At 57.8% G+C, this 16,872-nt stretch carries 14 protein-coding genes and 1 pseudogene; 11 read left to right on the forward strand and 4 right to left on the reverse strand.

The genetic code is table 11. The features are described 5' to 3' along the window. Nucleotides 1-98: 98 nt before the first annotated feature. A complete protein-coding gene (locus ACYZT3_RS14490; RefSeq protein WP_282377961.1) occupies nucleotides 99-416 on the forward strand; it encodes a helix-turn-helix domain-containing protein in 318 nt (105 codons plus the stop codon). Next, nucleotides 409-1,668 (forward strand): type II toxin-antitoxin system HipA family toxin, encoded by a 1,260-nt coding sequence (locus tag ACYZT3_RS14495; protein ID WP_282377963.1) that lies wholly within the window; start codon nucleotides 409-411, stop codon nucleotides 1,666-1,668. The genes ACYZT3_RS14490 and ACYZT3_RS14495 overlap by 8 nt, the downstream gene beginning before the upstream one ends. 105 nt (nucleotides 1,669-1,773) lie before the next feature. On the opposite strand, the gene ACYZT3_RS14500 is transcribed toward ACYZT3_RS14495, so the two are convergent. After that, the gene (locus ACYZT3_RS14500; RefSeq protein ID WP_282377965.1) at nucleotides 1,774-1,917 is read right to left on the reverse strand and encodes a hypothetical protein; all 144 of its coding nucleotides are present in this window, start codon (nucleotides 1,915-1,917) and stop codon (nucleotides 1,774-1,776) included. A gap of 253 nt (nucleotides 1,918-2,170) precedes the next feature. On the opposite strand from ACYZT3_RS14500, the pseudogene ACYZT3_RS14505 reads away from it, so the two are divergent. Continuing rightward, nucleotides 2,171-2,302 (forward strand): annotated as a pseudogene (locus ACYZT3_RS14505) (Arm DNA-binding domain-containing protein); the annotation flags it as partial. 244 nt (nucleotides 2,303-2,546) lie between these two features. Here the strand turns inward: ACYZT3_RS14505 and ACYZT3_RS14510 are convergent. Further along, nucleotides 2,547-3,461: a LysR family transcriptional regulator gene (locus ACYZT3_RS14510; protein ID WP_282377967.1), complete on the reverse strand. Its 915-nt coding sequence runs from the start codon at nucleotides 3,459-3,461 to the stop codon at nucleotides 2,547-2,549. Nucleotides 3,462-3,728: 267 nt separating this feature from the next. On the opposite strand from ACYZT3_RS14510, the gene ACYZT3_RS14515 reads away from it, so the two are divergent. The 4 genes from ACYZT3_RS14515 to pgm all read left to right on the forward strand — a co-directional run bounded on the left by ACYZT3_RS14515 (nucleotide 3,729) and on the right by pgm (nucleotide 10,045). Further along, a complete protein-coding gene (locus tag ACYZT3_RS14515) occupies nucleotides 3,729-4,760 on the forward strand; it encodes a zinc-dependent alcohol dehydrogenase family protein (RefSeq protein ID WP_282377969.1) in 1,032 nt (343 codons plus the stop codon). 569 nt (nucleotides 4,761-5,329) lie between these two features. Further along, a complete protein-coding gene (locus ACYZT3_RS14520) occupies nucleotides 5,330-6,820 on the forward strand; it encodes a hypothetical protein (RefSeq protein ID WP_282377971.1) in 1,491 nt (496 codons plus the stop codon). A gap of 67 nt (nucleotides 6,821-6,887) precedes the next feature. Beyond that, a complete protein-coding gene (locus ACYZT3_RS14525; RefSeq protein WP_282377972.1) occupies nucleotides 6,888-8,288 on the forward strand; it encodes an aminotransferase-like domain-containing protein in 1,401 nt (466 codons plus the stop codon). A 110-nt stretch (nucleotides 8,289-8,398) separates the two neighbouring features. Then, nucleotides 8,399-10,045 (forward strand): phosphoglucomutase (alpha-D-glucose-1,6-bisphosphate-dependent), encoded by a 1,647-nt coding sequence (pgm, locus tag ACYZT3_RS14530; protein ID WP_462030151.1) that lies wholly within the window; start codon nucleotides 8,399-8,401, stop codon nucleotides 10,043-10,045. 69 nt (nucleotides 10,046-10,114) lie between these two features. Here the strand turns inward: pgm and ACYZT3_RS14535 are convergent, their stop codons facing one another. Then, entirely contained in the window at nucleotides 10,115-10,810 is a 696-nt protein-coding gene (locus ACYZT3_RS14535; protein WP_462030152.1) for a pirin family protein, read from the reverse strand. A gap of 279 nt (nucleotides 10,811-11,089) precedes the next feature. Between ACYZT3_RS14535 and ACYZT3_RS14540 the strand changes: the two genes are divergently transcribed. After that, nucleotides 11,090-13,564 carry a UvrD-helicase domain-containing protein gene (locus ACYZT3_RS14540; protein ID WP_462030153.1) on the forward strand — a complete coding sequence of 825 codons (2,475 nt, stop codon included), beginning with the start codon at nucleotides 11,090-11,092 and terminating at the stop codon, nucleotides 13,562-13,564. Between the two features lie 64 nt (nucleotides 13,565-13,628). Here the strand turns inward: ACYZT3_RS14540 and ACYZT3_RS14545 are convergent, their stop codons facing one another. Beyond that, complete coding sequence (locus ACYZT3_RS14545) at nucleotides 13,629-13,901, reverse strand: DUF1652 domain-containing protein (RefSeq protein ID WP_033054957.1); 273 nt, start codon at nucleotides 13,899-13,901, stop codon at nucleotides 13,629-13,631. A 264-nt stretch (nucleotides 13,902-14,165) separates the two neighbouring features. Between ACYZT3_RS14545 and ACYZT3_RS14550 the strand changes: the two genes are divergently transcribed. From ACYZT3_RS14550 to ACYZT3_RS14560, 3 genes are read left to right on the forward strand one after another with little or no spacing between them, the layout of a single operon-like run. Next, nucleotides 14,166-14,981 carry a helix-turn-helix domain-containing protein gene (locus ACYZT3_RS14550; RefSeq protein WP_282378179.1) on the forward strand — a complete coding sequence of 272 codons (816 nt, stop codon included), beginning with the start codon at nucleotides 14,166-14,168 and terminating at the stop codon, nucleotides 14,979-14,981. 50 nt (nucleotides 14,982-15,031) lie between these two features. Next, entirely contained in the window at nucleotides 15,032-16,435 is a 1,404-nt protein-coding gene (locus ACYZT3_RS14555; protein ID WP_462030154.1) for an NAD(P)/FAD-dependent oxidoreductase, read from the forward strand. Nucleotides 16,436-16,478: 43 nt separating this feature from the next. Next, nucleotides 16,479-16,820, forward strand: a complete 342-nt coding sequence (locus ACYZT3_RS14560) for a cupin domain-containing protein (protein ID WP_449645508.1) — start codon at nucleotides 16,479-16,481, stop codon at nucleotides 16,818-16,820. The last annotated feature ends 52 nt before the right edge of the window (nucleotides 16,821-16,872 follow it).

Genomic DNA, 16,872 nt, shown 5'->3' on the forward strand with positions numbered 1-16,872 from the left:
ATAAAGCACAAAATTAGGGAATTACGCGCCTTGAACAGAATTGTGGTTAATTCTATAATTTTGGGTATTAAGCGGTGTGCAGCGACGGGAGACACGTTATGTTGGATTTAAGTTTCAGTAAGCCGAGTGAGATCCTCAAGCGACTCTGCGATCGCCTGCGCACGGAGCGGCTGGCTCTGCAGATGACGCAAGCCGATGTGGCCGGTCGCGCCGGTGTCGGGACCAATACCGTGTCCAACCTCGAAGCTGGGCGCAATGTCGGGTTCGAGAATGTGGTCCGTGTGGCTATGGTTCTTGGACGAACCAAGGAGCTCGAAGGACTGTTCTTGCCAAAGCTGGACAGCCTCGAAGACATTCGCCGATACGAAAACAGTGTCAATCGTCATCGTACCAAGAGGAAGTCCGACAATGCTTGAGCAAGTTGACGTCTACTACGATGGTTGGGGTGAGCGTTGGCTGTGGGGCACGCTGGTGTCTACGACCGCCATCACCGGTCGTCCGCAGATTGTGTTTGAGTACAGCAATGAAGCAAAGAGTAGAGGCCTGGAGCTGTCGTCCTACACACTTCCATTGGAGGGACCCCAGTTACGTCGAGGCTTTCCGTCCCACCAGTTAGGCCTGCCAGGGCCTGTCTATGACTCGTTACCTGACGGTTGGGGCATGCTGCTGATGGACCGGTTGTTCAGGCGCCGCGGCCTCAACACAGCACGCATAGGACCTCTGGAGCGGCTGGCCTATATTGGCAACAATGCCATGGGGGCACTGTCGTTCGAGCCCATGGCGCCCGAGGGGCAGGAGCCGCAAACGCATATCCCCCTTGAGCTGCTTGCGGCTGAGATTCAGGAAGTTCTCAATGGTGAAGGTGGGGAATTCCTGCAGACGTTGCTGCTGGTGGGGGGCTCGCCTCAAGGCGCCAGGCCAAAGGCGTTGGTCTATCGCGATCCTCAAACTGGAGCCTTTACCACCGCCGCCAAGCCGGGCTTTGAAGCCTGGCTGATTAAATTCCCGGCAAAAGAAGAACATCCTGAGGTGTGTGCTATCGAAATGGTCTATGCCAAGTGCTTGCGCATGTGCGGCATCCAGACCCCGGACACGCAGCACTTTAGTCTGCCCAACGGGCTGGCAGCCTTCGCGAGTAAACGCTTTGATCGTATAGACGGTAAGCGCGTGCCCATGCAAAGCCTTGCAACCTTTACCGGGGCCGACTACAAGTCACCGGGGTCCTTGGACTATGTCAACTTCTTGCGTGCGACACAGATGTGCACCAACGATGTACGAGAGAAAGCTATCGCCTTCGAGCGTGCCGTTTTCAATGTCGCGTTCAACAACCGAGACGACCATCCCAAAAACTTCGCCTACGTCATGTCGCCGTCCGGTGTATGGCAGCTGGCGCCGGCCTACGACGTGACTTTCTGCGAGGGACCGGGCGGTTATCACCAGATGGACGTGATGGGCGAGGCCTTGGAGATTGACCGAGATGTGATGCTCAGACTTGCAGACGAAGCAGAGGTCTCAGTGGCGACTGCTGGCGGCATCATTGACAGAATTTGCCACGTCGCTAGCCAGTTTGCGGCCTTCGCCGAGAACATGTACCCACGCGTGATCACCCAAAACACTCTGGATACCATTCAGGGCCGAATCGACGAGAACATCAATCTGCTGCGCTAACGCCACTGCTCGCCTACAACTTCAAACGGGGTGTTGAACCTGCTGGGCGGTAACGCCCTGATGGCGGCGATGAAGGTCTGAGGCGCAGTTGATGGTCCTCTGTACTCATCGCAGGGGATGACGGAAATCTTCATCGAGAGCAAGCTTATCGCTGGAGTTGCTGCCCGGGTCTGCCGCAAAAAAAACCACCGTGATTTTTTCTGGAAGTGCTTTCAATCGCTCGATTTCAAGTGCTGTTTCATCATGCATCCTTTCACGTCTAGATAGCCCTTCATCCAAGTCGCGAAGCCGCCCAGTCTGTTCATCGGTAGCCCGCTGCTGCTCTATCCACTGCATCTGGGGGCATAATCAGGGCTGATTTCTTTTTTTCGAAGAAGGATGCCCCAACTATGATTGAGAATCTTGAAGCCTTTGCGAGACGTAAGCTTAGCGACGCTCGCGTGAGGTCGGTATCAGAGCCAGGCAGTGCACTGATGGCGAGGTGCCTGGGCTGTATCTCGAAGTGGGCAAACCGCGGAAAGGTAGGAAACCTGGCTCCAAGCTATGGCGTTTGAAGTACCGCCTGCATGGAAAGGAGAACCGTTTTGCGATCGGTGCTTATCCTGTGGTCGGTTTGAAGGAGGCTCGCGAGATCGCTTGGGCAGCCAAGAGAGATATCGCCAACTGCATTGCCCCGTTTAAAGCCAAGACGGCAAAAATCGAGGCGCAACGCCTCGACGAGTCTCGAACATTCCAGCGAGCAGCTGAGCTTACCGAGGCGGAGCGTCGCCTAAGCAGTGAGATTAAACATAAAGCAGATGTTGACGGATGGCACTGGAATGTTGGAAGGGATAATACCGAGCAATTCCGGGCCTCTAAGTGGCTTTTCCCAAGCATCCTCAGAGGCTATCCGGATCCCCAAAAAACATCTGAATCCGCGATCTTAACCACCGTTCACCCGGATCATTATCCTGCGACCCACGCCAGGCCATGTGCAGCTCGAAGCTGCGCGTCGGCAACGGTGGATCTTCAGCCCGCACACCGCCGGCCGCCGTCAACGCTTCAGCCGTGTAATCAGGCACCGTCGCGACAATATCGGTCCCGCTGATGAGCGTGCTGAGTCCGTTGAACTGCGGCACCGCGAGCACCACATGTCGTTTGCGCCCGAGCTTTTGCAGCTCTTCATCTATAAAGCCACTGAGGTCGCCCGCGAAGGACACCAGCGCATGAGGCCGCGCGCAGAAATCATCCAGGCTCAACGGCCCTGGTACCGTATCGGCCCGCAACAGCTTCGGCATGCTGCGGCGCAGCACCTTGCGTTTGGCGTTGGCCGGCAGGTCGGCGGTATAGCTGACACCGATGGAAATCTCGCCCGAGGCCAGCAGGCTTGGCATCAGGATGTAGTTGGCCCGACGCACCACCAGCACGATCCCCGGTGATTCGGCGCGCAGACGCTTGAGCAGCATCGGCAGCAGGGCAAATTCGACATCGTCCGACAGACCGATGCGAAACACTGCCGTGCTGGTGGCTGGGTCAAATTCCGCGGCACGGCTGACCGCGGTGGAAATCGAATCCAGTGCAGGCGAGAGCAGGGCGAAGATTTCCACCGCTCGGGCGGACGGTTCCATGCTGCGGCCGGTACGCACGAACAACGGATCATCGAACAACCCGCGCAGGCGCGAGAGTGCCGCACTGATGGCCGGCTGGCCGAGGAACAATTTCTCCGCAGCGCGGGTCACGCTGCGTTCGTGCATCAATGTTTCGAAAACGATTAACAGGTTCAGGTCGACACGACGCAGGTCATTACGATTCATCTGGAGTCCTGGCAGAGTCATCAAGCTTGACGAAAGCGGCCATATGGGAACAATGGCCGGCATGAATACTAAGGGGAAAGGCTGCTACTCTGCACCGAGTAATTCAGTTTTACTGAAAAGGCTGCTTCGGTATCACGGCATTTGACGATGTCGCCGGCGCTGCGGAATCAATGACAGGCATGTCGACTATTAATAGCCACTGATAGTCTTGGGTAGAAAGCCCAGATAGAGTTCAGGGCATTAGAGGTTTCTTTGACGAGGTTTGCGATGTCCCGCACGATCCGTTTTCACAAGTTTGGTCCAGCCGAGGTGCTCAAATGCGAAGAGCATGCGGCCGCTCTCCCTGCGCCGGGCGAAGTGCAGGTGCGCGTCGAGGCGATTGGCATCAGCTGGTACGACATTCTCTGGCGCCAGAACCTGGCCTCGTCCCACGCTCGTCTGCCTTCAGGCCTTGGCCATGAAATGTCCGGCGTCGTCACGGCGGTCGGCGAGGGCGTCGATGATCTGGCGGTCGGCGACAAGGTTGCCAGCTTCCCGGCTGAAAGCCCGAACGACTATCCGGTCTACGGTGAGCAGATTGTTCTGCCGCGCACGGCACTCACCCGTTACCCGGACGTGCTCAGCCCGATCGAAGCCAGTGTGCATTACACGCCGCTGCTGATCGCCTACTTTGCTTATGTCGATCTGGCACGGGTCAAACCGGGGCAATTCGCGCTGGTGACCGACGCCAGTCACTGTGCCGGTCCTTCCTTCGTCCAACTGGGCAAGGCGCTGGGCATTCGGGTGATTGCCGCCACCAAAACCGCGGAAGAACGTGAATACCTGCTGTCCCTCGGCGCCGAGAAAGTCATCGTCACCGAAGAACAGGACCTGCTGATGCAGATCAACAAGATCACCGACAATCGCGGCGTGGACGTGGTGTTCGATGGTCTCGGCGGTCCACAGATGTCGTTGCTCGGCGATGTGCTTGCACCTCGCGGTAGTCTGGTACTGTACGGCCTGCAAGGTGGCAACCAGACGCCATTCCCGGCCTGTGCAGCGTTCCAGAAGAACATTCAGTTCTTTGTGCACTGCATCGGCAACTTCACCGGCAAGCCGGAGCTGGGCATCATCCAGGACCAGGTCGCACTGCAACGTGCCTTGCGCGACATCAACCAGCTGACCGCCGACCGCGTGCTGCTGCCGCTCAAGACTCGGGTCTTCCCGTTTGCCGAGTTTGTCGAAGCTCACCGCTACATGGACGAATGCCCATGCCGCGAACGGGTCGCCCTCCAGGTCCAACCTGCATCAGCCCTTTAGATAAGCCCCTCTGCAAGAGTCCGTGCCCCCGCGGACTCTTTTGCATGCGTCATCTGCCATAAATGAGACCTTCCATTGACCGGTCAATGGGGCAGTTCAGCAACTGAACTGGTTTTTGCTTTCAATCTGTATCTTCTAATCATCATATAAGCCTTGATAATTGAATGATTAATTTCATCTCAAGGAATGAGTCATGGCTGGGTATCTGATTGATACTTTTCAATACACACTGTTAATACATATCCGACAAATAGCGCATCGTTGCGCAGTTGCCGACACAACATGGGCGACTTCTTTCTTTATTTCTTGTGCTAAATGTCTGTGGGACGCTGTCGGACATTTCCTAGGATGTTGCGCGCAGTCGCAAGAGGCTGACTCTGCAGGGGCTCGCGGCAACCTGTCTCTGGCCGGAGCAGGGGTGGCGTCCAAACATTTCAAATAATTACCAAAAACTTAAGTGTTAGCATTTGGCAATAGCGTCCAGTACTTCAAACGTGGCAGGCAACCCATTGCGCAGTGCATGCCGTTGTTAGTGCGATATCGAACTTACAAGCATCAGGTAAATAAAGATGACCAATATCCATGATCAAGCGATGAACTATGTCTATCAGCAAGTGCTGCAGCGATTGTTGAGTTTCTTCTCTCGCGCCGAACGCACGGCATTGCAGCTTATGATTCAGCGCTTGGTGGTCGCCGCCGGGGGCATGGAGCGTATTGGCGAGTACAAGGTCCTGGCGATTCAGTCCGGGTCCCGCGACAGTTGCTACACCTTGGCGCTGCTGCGTGCTGCACAACTGAGCATCGCCGGCCGGGCGCCTGCGACGTTCCGGTTGCGAGTGGCTTCCTTGCGTTTGAACGGCACAAGCTCTACGGTCCTGGAAAATATCCATCGCAGCTACAGTGCCTTGTTCCTCTACGACGATCCTCGGGTCGAAGTGTTGATGGTCGATAACCGGGAAGTCCTGCCGTTCAACCACCTGACACCGATCTCCGAAGCCGGCCGCGAGTCGAATCGGCTCAATCTATTGATGGTTGGTCATCGCCGCGCCTGGAATGGGCTGCTTGATCTGTGGGACGACGGGTACCTGGCCACCGGCGAGTTCTATGGGCAAATCGCTCGTTGGAACAGCGGTGTCGATGCATTGGTCAGTAGCGACACACCTCGCCAGCAGAAACAGTTTCTCGACGGATTGAAACGTGCCGCCGCCAAAGCCGGGCTCAAGGCCTCCAATCACCACGAAAGCGGTTACGAGGAGCTATTCGCGCTGCTCGATGAGTTGGGCAGCGACTGCTACCGCGCTTTTAATGCTGAGCATGACCAGGCAGTGTGGCGTCCGGCCGAACAATTTGAGGCGTGTCGCCGCGCCACCTACATCGACATTCACGACATGCTGGTCAGCAACCTCGAAGAGCGCTGGCCACTGCTCACCGAGTTTCTTGGATTTCAATCTGATGAGCCGGCGACACAGCTCAGCGACAACGAATACGTCAGCTTTTCTATCTGCGCACACGTTCGGGGTTTGCAGTCGTGCTTCGTGTACGGCCGGAGCTACGAGAGGGGCGTCGCCGAGTACCTGCAACGGGCATTGGTGATGATGCGCCGCAAAAGATTGGCTGAACGTTTGTGCGTACAAGCGGTGGAGGTGTTTGGCAACCCGGCAACGTGGGCCGAGCAGCGAGTTCTGGCAGCGGCCGAGGCGCAAAAAGACCTTGGCCTGAGCGAGGCGCAACTGGTGTGCCTGCTCTATTCACCGTTTGTCGAGAATGGCGCGGCGCTTGAGCGTTTTCTGCGTCAGTGCCACCCCGGCATGCTCGTGGCGATGCCTGATTTGCACCGGGCAATGCAGGGCAATCCGGTGCCGGAGCAGGTTCTGCAATGGATGACCGACGTCAGTGGGTTGCCTGTCGCCCTGATCGGTAGGCTTTACTGCATGGGGCCGGTGTCTGTGGGTGAGGGTAGGGCAGGCGTCCCGGAAATCGTCGGCGCAGGTTTGCAAGCCGAAGCAGCCGACTATGACGACGACACGGCTGTGGCAGATGAATGGTCTGCGGGGCGCTGAATGTGCCTGGTTTGACGGACTTATTGACGATGCATGATCACGTTTACATGGCATTCGGCCTTTGCCCATGAAAGGGCCACGAGAAACCGACTTTGCGTATCAGGCGGTGTACCGATACCTGACCAATCTGATCAATGAGCCGGTGGGTGACACGCGCATCCGTCTGCCTTCGTTACGACAGTTGGCGGACCGTCTGAGTGTATCGATCTCGACCATTCAGTACGCTTACTCGCTGCTGGAGAAGGAAGGGCGCGTTTACTCGGTCGCCAAGTCCGGCTATTACGCGTTACCGGTGTCCTCCATCAGCGCACTCAGCAGCGGCAATGACCTGCTTGAAACCGTCTATGTCAACGCCAGGCGCCCAGGAATGCTGGTCTTGAGCGCCGATGAGCCGGCGCTGCTACAGCCGCTCGACAGCCCGCTGTTACTGCTGGAGCGAGAACTGCTGCGCCAGTATCCGCGTCAGCCGCAACCGTCATCGCAACCGTGTGGTGAGCTGGAGCTGCGCATCGCCCTGGCGGCGCGCTACACCACCTCGCCGCAGCGCTGCTGGCACGCTGACGATGTCTATATTGGCGCCGACCTGCGCGGCGTGCTGGAAATACTGATCGCGGTGCTGAGTCTCAAGGACGCCACGGTGCTGGTCGAGTCGCCGTGCGACTGGGCGATTCTGCGGTTGCTCCAGGCTGCGCAGGTGCGAGTGATTGAGCTGGCGGTGCAATCCAGCGGCGGCCTGGACGTCGAGTGGCTCAAGGAGTTGCTGGAGACCGAGCCGGTGCGGCTGGTGATGGTTTCATCCGGGCTGAACATGCCGCGAGGCAGCCTGGCACCCGAGGCCAACCGACAAGCTGTTGCGCAATTGCTGGAGCGACATGGCAGCTGGGTGTTGGAAAACGACTGCTACGGCGAACTCGGATTCGAACCGGACAACCAGCGGTTTCGCGACCTGCTGGACCCCGATCGGCTGATCGTGTTTTCCACGTTCGAGAAAATCATCGGGCCTGAGGCGCCATTCGGCTATCTGCTTTCGCGGCATTTCAGCGCTGAACTGCAACGGCAATTTCTTCTGCGTTCGTTTCGCCTGTCACCAATTCGTCAGAAAGCCATCGCTCGCTTGTACAGCAACGGACGTGTCGATCAGCACCTTCAGGTATTACGGCGAATGCTCAAGGATCGCAAGGCGCAGATGACTCAGCTGTTGCAGGAGCGTCTGGGCGATGCCTTGCGCTACGTCGAGCCTCAGGGTGGCGCAACCATCTGGGTCCGTTCGCTGCGCCGGGTCGATGTACGTCGGGTGTTCCATCGCCTGCTCAAGCACCAAGTGGTGATCGCACCGGGAGAGCTGTTCAGTCTCCAGGGTTTGCACGCGCAACACTTGCGCCTCAGTCACACCTTCGTCGGCGACCACGACTTGGCCGCGGCACTGGGCCTGTTAGGGGATGCCTTGCGTCTGGAGTCGATCGATTGAACGGGGCCACAAAACATCCCTGACACTCGTGGATTGATCCCATCGCGTTGCGGTCAAACTGCCAGTAAACTGCGTCCTATTCCTGAACCACTCTCTTTCAGAGGTTTTGCATGACACTCAGTCCTTTTGCGGGCAAACCGGCACCGGTAGAACTGTTGGTCGACATCCCGCGACTGGTAACGGCCTATTACACCGGCCAGCCCGATGCCGCCCTCTCGACCCAGCGCGTTGCCTTCGGCACGTCCGGGCACCGAGGCAGCTCGTTCGACTTGAGTTTCAACGAATGGCACGTTCTGGCGATCAGCCAGGCGATCTGCCTGTACCGCGAAGCCCAGGGCATTGACGGCCCTCTGTTCGTCGGCATCGACACCCACGCGCTGTCCACCCCGGCCGGCGCCAGCGCCCTTGAAGTGCTGGCTGCCAACGGCGTGACGGTGATGATTGCCGAAGGTGACGAGTACACCCCGACACCGGCCATTTCCCACGCGATTCTCTGCTACAACCGCGGACGCAGTTCGGGCCTGGCGGACGGCATCGTCATCACGCCGTCGCACAACCCGCCGCAAAGCGGTGGCTACAAATACAACCCTACCAACGGTGGCCCAGCCGATACTCACATCACCAAGTGGATCGAAGCCAAGGCCAACGAGCTGCTCGGCAACAAGCTCGCCGGCGTCAAGCGCATCAGCTATGAGCAGGCGCTGAAGGCCAGCACGACCCATCGTCACGATTACCTCAATACTTATGTCGCTGACCTGATCAACGTGATCGACTTCGACGCTATCCGCGATGCCAAGCTGCATCTGGGTGTCGATCCGCTGGGCGGAGCAGGCGTGCGCTACTGGTCAGCGATCGCCGAGCATTACCGACTGGATCTGGAAGTGGTCAACAAACAGGTCGATCCGACCTTCCGCTTCATGACGGTCGACTGGGACGGCCAAATCCGCATGGACCCATCGTCCAGCCACGCGATGCAGGGCCTGATCGGTCTGAAAGAGCGTTTCGACGTAGCGTTTGCCTGCGACCCGGACCACGATCGCCATGGCATTGTGACGCCGTCCGGTGGATTGCTCGCGCCGAACAGCTACCTCGCGGTATCGATTGACTACCTGTTCCAAAACCGTCCGCAGTGGCGCGCCGATGCCGCCGTGGGTAAAACCGTGGTCAGTAGTGGCTTGATCGATCGCGTTGCAAAACGTCTGGGTCGTCGCCTGTACGAAGTGCCGGTCGGTTTCAAGTGGTTTGCCGACGGCCTGTTCGACGGCTCTTTGGGTTTTGGCGGCGAAGAAAGTGCCGGCGCTTCGTTCCTGCGCAAGGATGGCGGCGTCTGGTGCACCGACAAGGACGGCTTGATCCCGGCACTGCTGGCTGCAGAAATGACCGCCCGCACCGGCCGTGACCCAAGTCAGGCCTATCGCGCCTTGACCGACGAACTGGGCGAACCGTTCTCGGTACGGGTCGATGCCAAGGCCAACCCTGAGCAGAAGGCACTGCTGAGCAAATTGTCGCCGGACCAAGTCACCTCAACCCAACTGGCGGGCGAAGCGATCCAGAGCATCCTCAGTCATGCGCCGGGCAACGACCAGGCGATCGGAGGGCTGAAAGTCATGACCGAGAACGGCTGGTTCGCGGCACGTCCGTCGGGCACTGAAGACATCTACAAGATCTACGCTGAAAGCTTCGTCAGTGACGACCACCTCAAGCAATTGGTGGCAGAAGCGCAAACACTGGTGGATGGTGCAATTGCTGCGAAGTGATTGAGTGCAGCAGAAAATAAAATGGGCGGCCATGACGGTCGCCCCTTTTTTTGTCCCGCGTTTACACGATCAGGCCAAGTCCACCAGAACAATTTCACTGTCCTCGATGGCGGTCACCCGCAACACCTGCTCATTGGCAACGGCGATACCGTCTCGAGCTTGTGCACGCAAGCCATTGACTTCAATGACACCGGTGGCCGGAACCAGATAGGCGCGACGGCCATTGTCCAGACGATACTCGACGGACTCACCGGCCTTCAGGTTCGCCGCCACCAGTCGCGCATCGGCTCGGATCCGCAAGCTTTGATCGTCGCCGGCCTTGCCGCTGGCGAGGGTCACGAAACCTTCGCGCTGGCCTTTGGGAAAAGGCTTGGCGCCCCAGGACGGTGCTAAACCGGACTCGTTCGGGATGATCCAGATCTGGAAGATCCTGGTCTCGGTCGCTTCCAGGTTGTATTCGCTGTGGGCGATCCCGGTGCCGGCGCTCATGACCTGAACGTCACCTGCTTCGGTGCGGCCCTTGTTGCCCAGGTTATCTTCGTGAGTGATTGCGCCTTCACGCACATAAGTGATGATTTCCATGTCCCGGTGCGGGTGTTTGGGGAATCCGGTGCCAGAGGCAATCACGTCGTCGTTCCACACCCGCAGGTTGCCCCAGTTCATGCGTTTTGGGTCATGGTACTCGGCGAACGAAAAGTGGTGATGAGCATCCAACCAGCCATGGTGGGCGCCGCCCAGGGAGTTGAAAGGTCTGAGTTCAAGCATGATCGTCTCCTGAAAAGGTTCGTCATGGGGCAGAGCGCCTGAGCCACGAAACGTGAACCGGTGGTTGATGGCCAGCATCATCTATCAGGTATCAATCGATAAAAAGCGTAAAAAATGCCTCAATACAATCGAATAAACTGATATCGAATAACCTCGAAAGATTCTCATCGAACCTTCACTTCACTGCATAAGCCAATGACCTGTAAGCATTTCACTAGAACTGAACGGCAAATGCAGACACCATAGCCGCAACAGCCTCACACCCTGGAGTCAGCCCGCGTGCCGCAACACACCCCCGATCTTCCTCCTGAACTTCGTCCCTTGGCCGAGATGCCACTGCTCAAGCGTCTGGCCGCCCGTTTTTTTGGCCATGGCCTGACGCGGCTGCGTGCACAGCATCGTGCGTCCTGGCTGCACGGCCAGGCGGATGGCTTTCGCAGTGGTCACAGCGCCGGCGTGGATTACGGCTATAAAGAAGGCAAGCTCGAAGGGTTGGAACAAGGTCGGCAAGTGTTGCTGATTCGCGACTCGCGCTCCACCGCGCACCGGCCGCCCAACGTTGACGACCATCTGTTCGACGATTGGCGTCTGCCGTTGAGCGCTGAGTTGAAAAAGCGCATGAAGACGGATGTCGCTCGACTGCTGCCACCGCACGCGCAGCCCAGCGCCGCGCAGTGGAAAATGATCTTCAGCGACACGCCCTCGACCTCGGTGATTGCCGGGGCGGGGGCGGGCAAGTCGACCACGTTGGTGTTGCGGATTTTGCTGCTGACCCATTATCTGGGGTTCGAGCTGAGTTCGATGACGGTGGTGACCTTTACCCGTGAATCGCGCAAAGACTTCATCAACAAACTGATTGAGCTGTTTGCACTCTGGGGCCGGGTGCTCAGTTTCAAAGAGGCGCGTGATCTGGTGCGCACCTTCCATTCGCGAATCCTGCCGATGGTTCGCAGTCTGCCGGGCTTCGAGCGACTGCAAGCCTTCGAAAGCCTCAGTCACCGTCCGCAGAACGGCGATGAGGAGGCTGACAGCAATCCTTTCGACTTGCGCATCAACGATGCCCAGCGCCAACAACTTAACGCTTGCTATCACAGCCTGCACACTCGCAATGAACGCTTCCGCGAATTGATCAAGCCATTGTCCCGTCACGCGCTACAGCTCAAGGAATTGGAACGCGATCACCCTGACGTGCAGAAGCGCATGGCCGTGACCGAACTGGCCGCCAAGCGTGATGAAGAGCTCTGCGATGCTGTTGAAGATCTGTGGTTTCGGGCGGGGGCCTGGCCGATCACAGGCATCGAGCCGAATCGCCAGACGTTCGATATCAACGGCTCAACGTTTCATTGTCATGGCTATATTCCGAGCCTTGACGCTTGGGTGCTGCTGGGGTTCGATCCTCGGGAGAACCCGCAGGTCAGCCGCCCGAATGCCAAACTGACCGTCCGGGCAGAATGGGCGGTAAAACGCACCCTGTTTCAAGCTTTCTGTCGTAAGTCATTGATATGGATAGATAGTTACGAATCTTCAAAGCGTGTACTGGCTTCTCTTGCCGGTGATGCCAGTGCTGGTCCGGGTTTCGATTACAAGGTCAAGGGCGAACTCGGTTCTGCGCCGTTGCTGGACTGTTTTGTCGCTGCGGCGGGGTTTATCGAGAACCTCGGCCTGGATGTGCCCAATGCCGTGGGTCAGATGAGTTTTGCCAAGGACGACCCGGATCGATTTTTCTTCGAGGCCTTGAGTTTGTACTGGCGAGCGCTGGAAGATCATCTGCTCGATCAGAAGCCACCGGTGATGACCTACAACCGGATGTTCGCCTTGTTCAGCGAACATTCTCCAGAAAACCTGAAGCTGCTGAGCGATGAGCTGCTCAGGCCAGTGTCACACTTGATGATCGACGAATTTCAGGACGTATCGCCGCAGATCGTGTCCTGGATCCGCGCGAGCCTGACCGAAATCCGCAGTCGCGGACCGGCCATGCACGTGGGGCGCGGCGCACAACGTTCGTCATTGCTCTGTGTGGGTGATGACTGGCAGTCCATCTATGGCTGGCGGGGCAGTTCACCGACGTATTTCATGGAATTCAACAAGGAATTCCCTTCACCGAGCACGACCAAAGTCATGCTCAGTGACAACTACCGCAGTCACCAGCACATCATCGATGCCGCCGAACATATCGTTCGTGCGGCGCCCGCGATCGCTGGCAAGAAAGCCAGGGCAAGTGGCGAGCCGAAGGCGTTACTGCCGGTGAACGTTCTCGATCGCGACGATCAAGGCATGGCCGAACGCCTGATGGAGCATTACAGAAAGGGCGATTCAATCTTGATGCTTTATCGAAAAAGTAGCGATAAGTCATTGATAGAAGAGCATATCCAGTCTGTAGTTAATGTGGATTCTAGCTTGCCGTACGAAGCACGACGGCTGAAGCAACTGACTTATCACAGCGCCAAGGGGCTGCAGGCTGACGCCGTTTTCCTGCTGGGTGATTGTCAGCACTTGACCCGTTCACCTTACAAAAATCAGGTCTACCGCATGGCAGGTCTGGGAAAGGCTGGCGACAACGAAGCGTACGACAACGCACAGAAAGACGAGACCCTGCGGCTGGCATACGTCGGCATTACTCGGGCGGTGAGTCATTGCTACTGGTATGTCGATGGGCAAGACACCCAGGCGGCCAACCTGCCTAAAGCTTCCGATCGGATTGGCAAGGGCAAGGCGTTCTTTGCCGATCACCGACAGGGCAAGACATTGGCGTGAGCCATAAAATCTTGCGCCACAAAAAAGCCCACTTAACGTGGGCTTGTTATTGAGTGTTCTGCCTTCAGGCATAGCTCCTGAGGGCGACTGGCGGAATGAAAGCCTCAAGCTCATCTTCCACCGCTTCGATAATTCGCTCTACATCAGCAGCATTCATGACCGTCGCGCAAGGAATACCCGCGATGGCGATCATGGTCTCGCCACTGGCACGGTCAAATAGACGGGCAATCATGCTGCCCGGCGCGTCCATGCTCGCCTCGAAACCCATAGGATGAAAATGCCAGCGCATCAGCTGGCAGGCGTTTGGGAAGGTGACTTTACTGAACCCTTTATTCATGTGTTGCCCGCCTTATTCATCGAGCGCTTCCTTTAGCTCATGTTAGGAGGGAAGAGCCTTCAATGGCTCAACCGGTGACTGCCTTTAAAAGTAGCATCCAGATGTGAAACTAATGTGGATTTTTCAGTCCGTTTAGCGATTGCTTCAGTTTTTTTGATGCAGGTCACGAGAACGGTGGGTTTCCGGCAGTTGGTTACCACTGGTTGGCCATTGAAGCTGACGCAGAACTTCGGCAAGCTCGGCTTTTTTCTCGCCGAGTCCTTTATGCAAGCCGATGATGATGGTCCGCTGCAAACCCAGGCCACGGGCGACACAGTGATGCGTTATCACTTGCGTTGGAAACACCGGGATCTGGACGGGGTCATGGCGCTCTATCACCCAGAGATTCAGTACAGCGATTTTTTCCAGAACCGTGTGATGGGCCTGCCTGAATTACGTGAGTACGTGCGCAGCAGCATGCCTCGAGATCCCGATGAAGCCCTGGAGCACTCGGACCGTATTCGCCTGGACGGCAACACGGCGTTCATTCAGTACCGCATCACCCTTCGCGGCGGTGAAGGCCTGGTGTCGTTCCGGGCCAGCGAGGCGATTACCGTCCGTGACGGACTGATCTGGCGGGTCAACGAGTACGCCTCGCTGGTGCATGAGCAGCCCGTCAGCAAAGCCGCCAGCAGCCAACGCCCAGCGGTCAGTCGGCTCGGGCTGTCTGCGCGCCAGCTGAGTTTCATGGCTGAAGACTTGCAGCAGTATTTTCAGCGCCAGCAGCCTTATCTCGATCCCGAACTTGACCTGCAACGGGTGGCGAACGAGTGCGGGTACAGCCGCAATCAGATTTCCTATTTGCTGAATCAGGTGCTTGGCCAGAGCTTTTATCGATACGTCAACCAGGCGCGCCTGCAGCATTTGCTCGCGGCACTGGAGAGCGCCACGCTGCCACTGCGTATTGACGAACTGGCGTTTGCCGCCGGGTTCAATTCGCTGTCGGCGTTCTATAGCTGCTTCCGTCAGCACACCGGCCAGTCGCCCAAGGCCTACGTAAAACAAATTTCTTTGCGTGCACGCGCGCAAGACAGCCTCTAAGTCCACGCACTAGGATCGACGCCATCGAAGTTTGAGTGGCGGAGTCTTGCATGCCGGCGTGGCGCACTATCAGTTTGTGGATGGATCAACTCGACGAGCCATTATTGGCGCGTCCCTCGTTGGAACAGGATCTGGACGTCGACGTCGCCATTATTGGCGCGGGGTACACCGGGCTCTGGACCGCGTACTACCTCAAGCGCCTGGCGCCTGACCTGAGCATCGCCATCGTTGAAGCGCAAACCGCCGGTTTCGGAGCCTCGGGGCGTAACGGCGGCTGGCTGATGGGCAATGTGCTGGGCGAAGACCGCTTGCTCGCCGACTTGCCGCCCGAACAGCGCCGAGCTTCTTTCGATCTGCTGCACGGCATCCCGGATGAAGTAGGGACAGTCCTCGAACGTGAAGGTATCGACTGCGATTACCGCAAAGGCGGGGCGCTGTATTGCGCCGCACGCTATCCAGAGCAGGAAGCCAGTCTTCGGCACTCTCTCGACAAGCTCTACAGCCAGGGATTGACCGAAAGCGATTACCGCTGGCTCAGCCCCGAGCAGTTGGCGCAACAGATCAGAATCGCCAAACCTTATGGCGGTATCTATGCACCGCACGTCGCGACCATTCACCCGGCAAAGTTGGTGCGAGGTCTGGCTCGGACGGTGGAGAAAATGGGTGTCAGGATTTACGAGAACAGCCCGGTCACCCAATGGCAATCGGGTGGCCTGCGCACGGCGAAAGCCTCGGTTCGCAGCCGCTGGATCGTACCGGCGGTAGAAGGTTACTCGGTCACCTTGCCGCCTTTGGGACGTTATCAGTTGCCGGTGCAAAGCTTGATAGTGGCCACCGAGCCGCTATCCGCTGCCACGTGGGATGAAATCGGCCTGAGTCGCGGCCAGGCCTTCAGCGAAAGTAGCCGCCAAGTCACTTATGGTCAGCGCACGGCTGACAACCGTTTGGTGTTTGGTGCCCGGGGCGGTTATCAGTTCGCTGGCAAGTTACGCCATGACTTTGACCTGAGCACCAGCGAAGTTGAGCTGCGGCGCTATCTGTTCGGCGAGCTCTTCCCGCAACTCAAGAACGTGCGGATTACCCATGCCTGGGGCGGCAATCTGGGAATGTCCCGGCGCTTCAAGCCGCACATGCTTTGTGATCAAGCGAGCGGCATTGCGATTTCCGGCGGCTATGGCGGGGAGGGCGTTGGTGCCAGCAACCTGGGCGGCCGGACCCTGGCTGATTTGATTCTGCAGCGCGACACCGAGCTGGTTCGCCAGCCGTGGGTCATCCAGGGTGGTCTCGACGCGCTCAGGGCGTGGGAGCCGGAGCCCTGCCGCTGGCTCGGTTACAACGCGATCATCCGCAGCTTCGTCCACGAAGACCAGACCCTGGCCAACCCGGCCACCGCACCCTGGCGTCGCAAACTGGCCAGCGGTATTGCCGGCTTCATGGAAGGTTTCATGCAGTAAACGGCGCGCTCTTCATCTATAGGCTCAATCGACAGGTACTCCCATGAGCATCACGCAATTCAAGAACACTGCAACCCTGAAGCTGGAAGCGTCGAACCCGGTCGCCGTACCACTGGGCATACCCGTGGCGGTGGCCTCGACCACCAGCGTTGAGCGCGACGATGGCGTCGAAACCGGCGTCTGGGAATGCACACCCGGGCGCTGGCGGCGACAGATCATCGCCCAGGAGTTCTGTCACTTCATCCAGGGGCGCTGCACCTTTACCCCGGATGACGGTGAAACCCTGCACATAGAAGCCGGCGATGCACTGATGTTGCCAGCCAACAGCCTCGGCATCTGGGATATCCAGGAAACCGTGCGCAAGACCTACGTTTTGATTTTTTGATCCTCTGATTGCCTGCCAGCTCTCCAATAAAAAGAATACAAACCAAACAGGA

Source organism: Pseudomonas sp. MDT1-16 (assembly GCF_054898115.1).

Excerpts from the sequence above, each read along its gene's own strand:
- ACYZT3_RS14490 (WP_282377961.1), top strand. The coding sequence starts at position 99 with ATGTTGGATTTAAGTTTCAGTAAGCCGAGTGAGATCCTCAAGCGACTC.
- ACYZT3_RS14495 (WP_282377963.1), top strand. The coding sequence starts at position 409 with ATGCTTGAGCAAGTTGACGTCTACTACGATGGTTGGGGTGAGCGTTGG.
- ACYZT3_RS14500 (WP_282377965.1), bottom strand. The coding sequence starts at position 1,917 with ATGCATGATGAAACAGCACTTGAAATCGAGCGATTGAAAGCACTTCCA.
- ACYZT3_RS14510 (WP_282377967.1), bottom strand. The coding sequence starts at position 3,461 with ATGAATCGTAATGACCTGCGTCGTGTCGACCTGAACCTGTTAATCGTT.
- ACYZT3_RS14515 (WP_282377969.1), top strand. The coding sequence starts at position 3,729 with ATGTCCCGCACGATCCGTTTTCACAAGTTTGGTCCAGCCGAGGTGCTC.
- ACYZT3_RS14520 (WP_282377971.1), top strand. The coding sequence starts at position 5,330 with ATGACCAATATCCATGATCAAGCGATGAACTATGTCTATCAGCAAGTG.
- ACYZT3_RS14525 (WP_282377972.1), top strand. The coding sequence starts at position 6,888 with ATGAAAGGGCCACGAGAAACCGACTTTGCGTATCAGGCGGTGTACCGA.
- pgm (WP_462030151.1), top strand. The coding sequence starts at position 8,399 with ATGACACTCAGTCCTTTTGCGGGCAAACCGGCACCGGTAGAACTGTTG.
- ACYZT3_RS14535 (WP_462030152.1), bottom strand. The coding sequence starts at position 10,810 with ATGCTTGAACTCAGACCTTTCAACTCCCTGGGCGGCGCCCACCATGGC.
- ACYZT3_RS14545 (WP_033054957.1), bottom strand. The coding sequence starts at position 13,901 with ATGAATAAAGGGTTCAGTAAAGTCACCTTCCCAAACGCCTGCCAGCTG.
- ACYZT3_RS14550 (WP_282378179.1), top strand. The coding sequence starts at position 14,166 with ATGCAAGCCGATGATGATGGTCCGCTGCAAACCCAGGCCACGGGCGAC.
- ACYZT3_RS14555 (WP_462030154.1), top strand. The coding sequence starts at position 15,032 with ATGCCGGCGTGGCGCACTATCAGTTTGTGGATGGATCAACTCGACGAG.
- ACYZT3_RS14560 (WP_449645508.1), top strand. The coding sequence starts at position 16,479 with ATGAGCATCACGCAATTCAAGAACACTGCAACCCTGAAGCTGGAAGCG.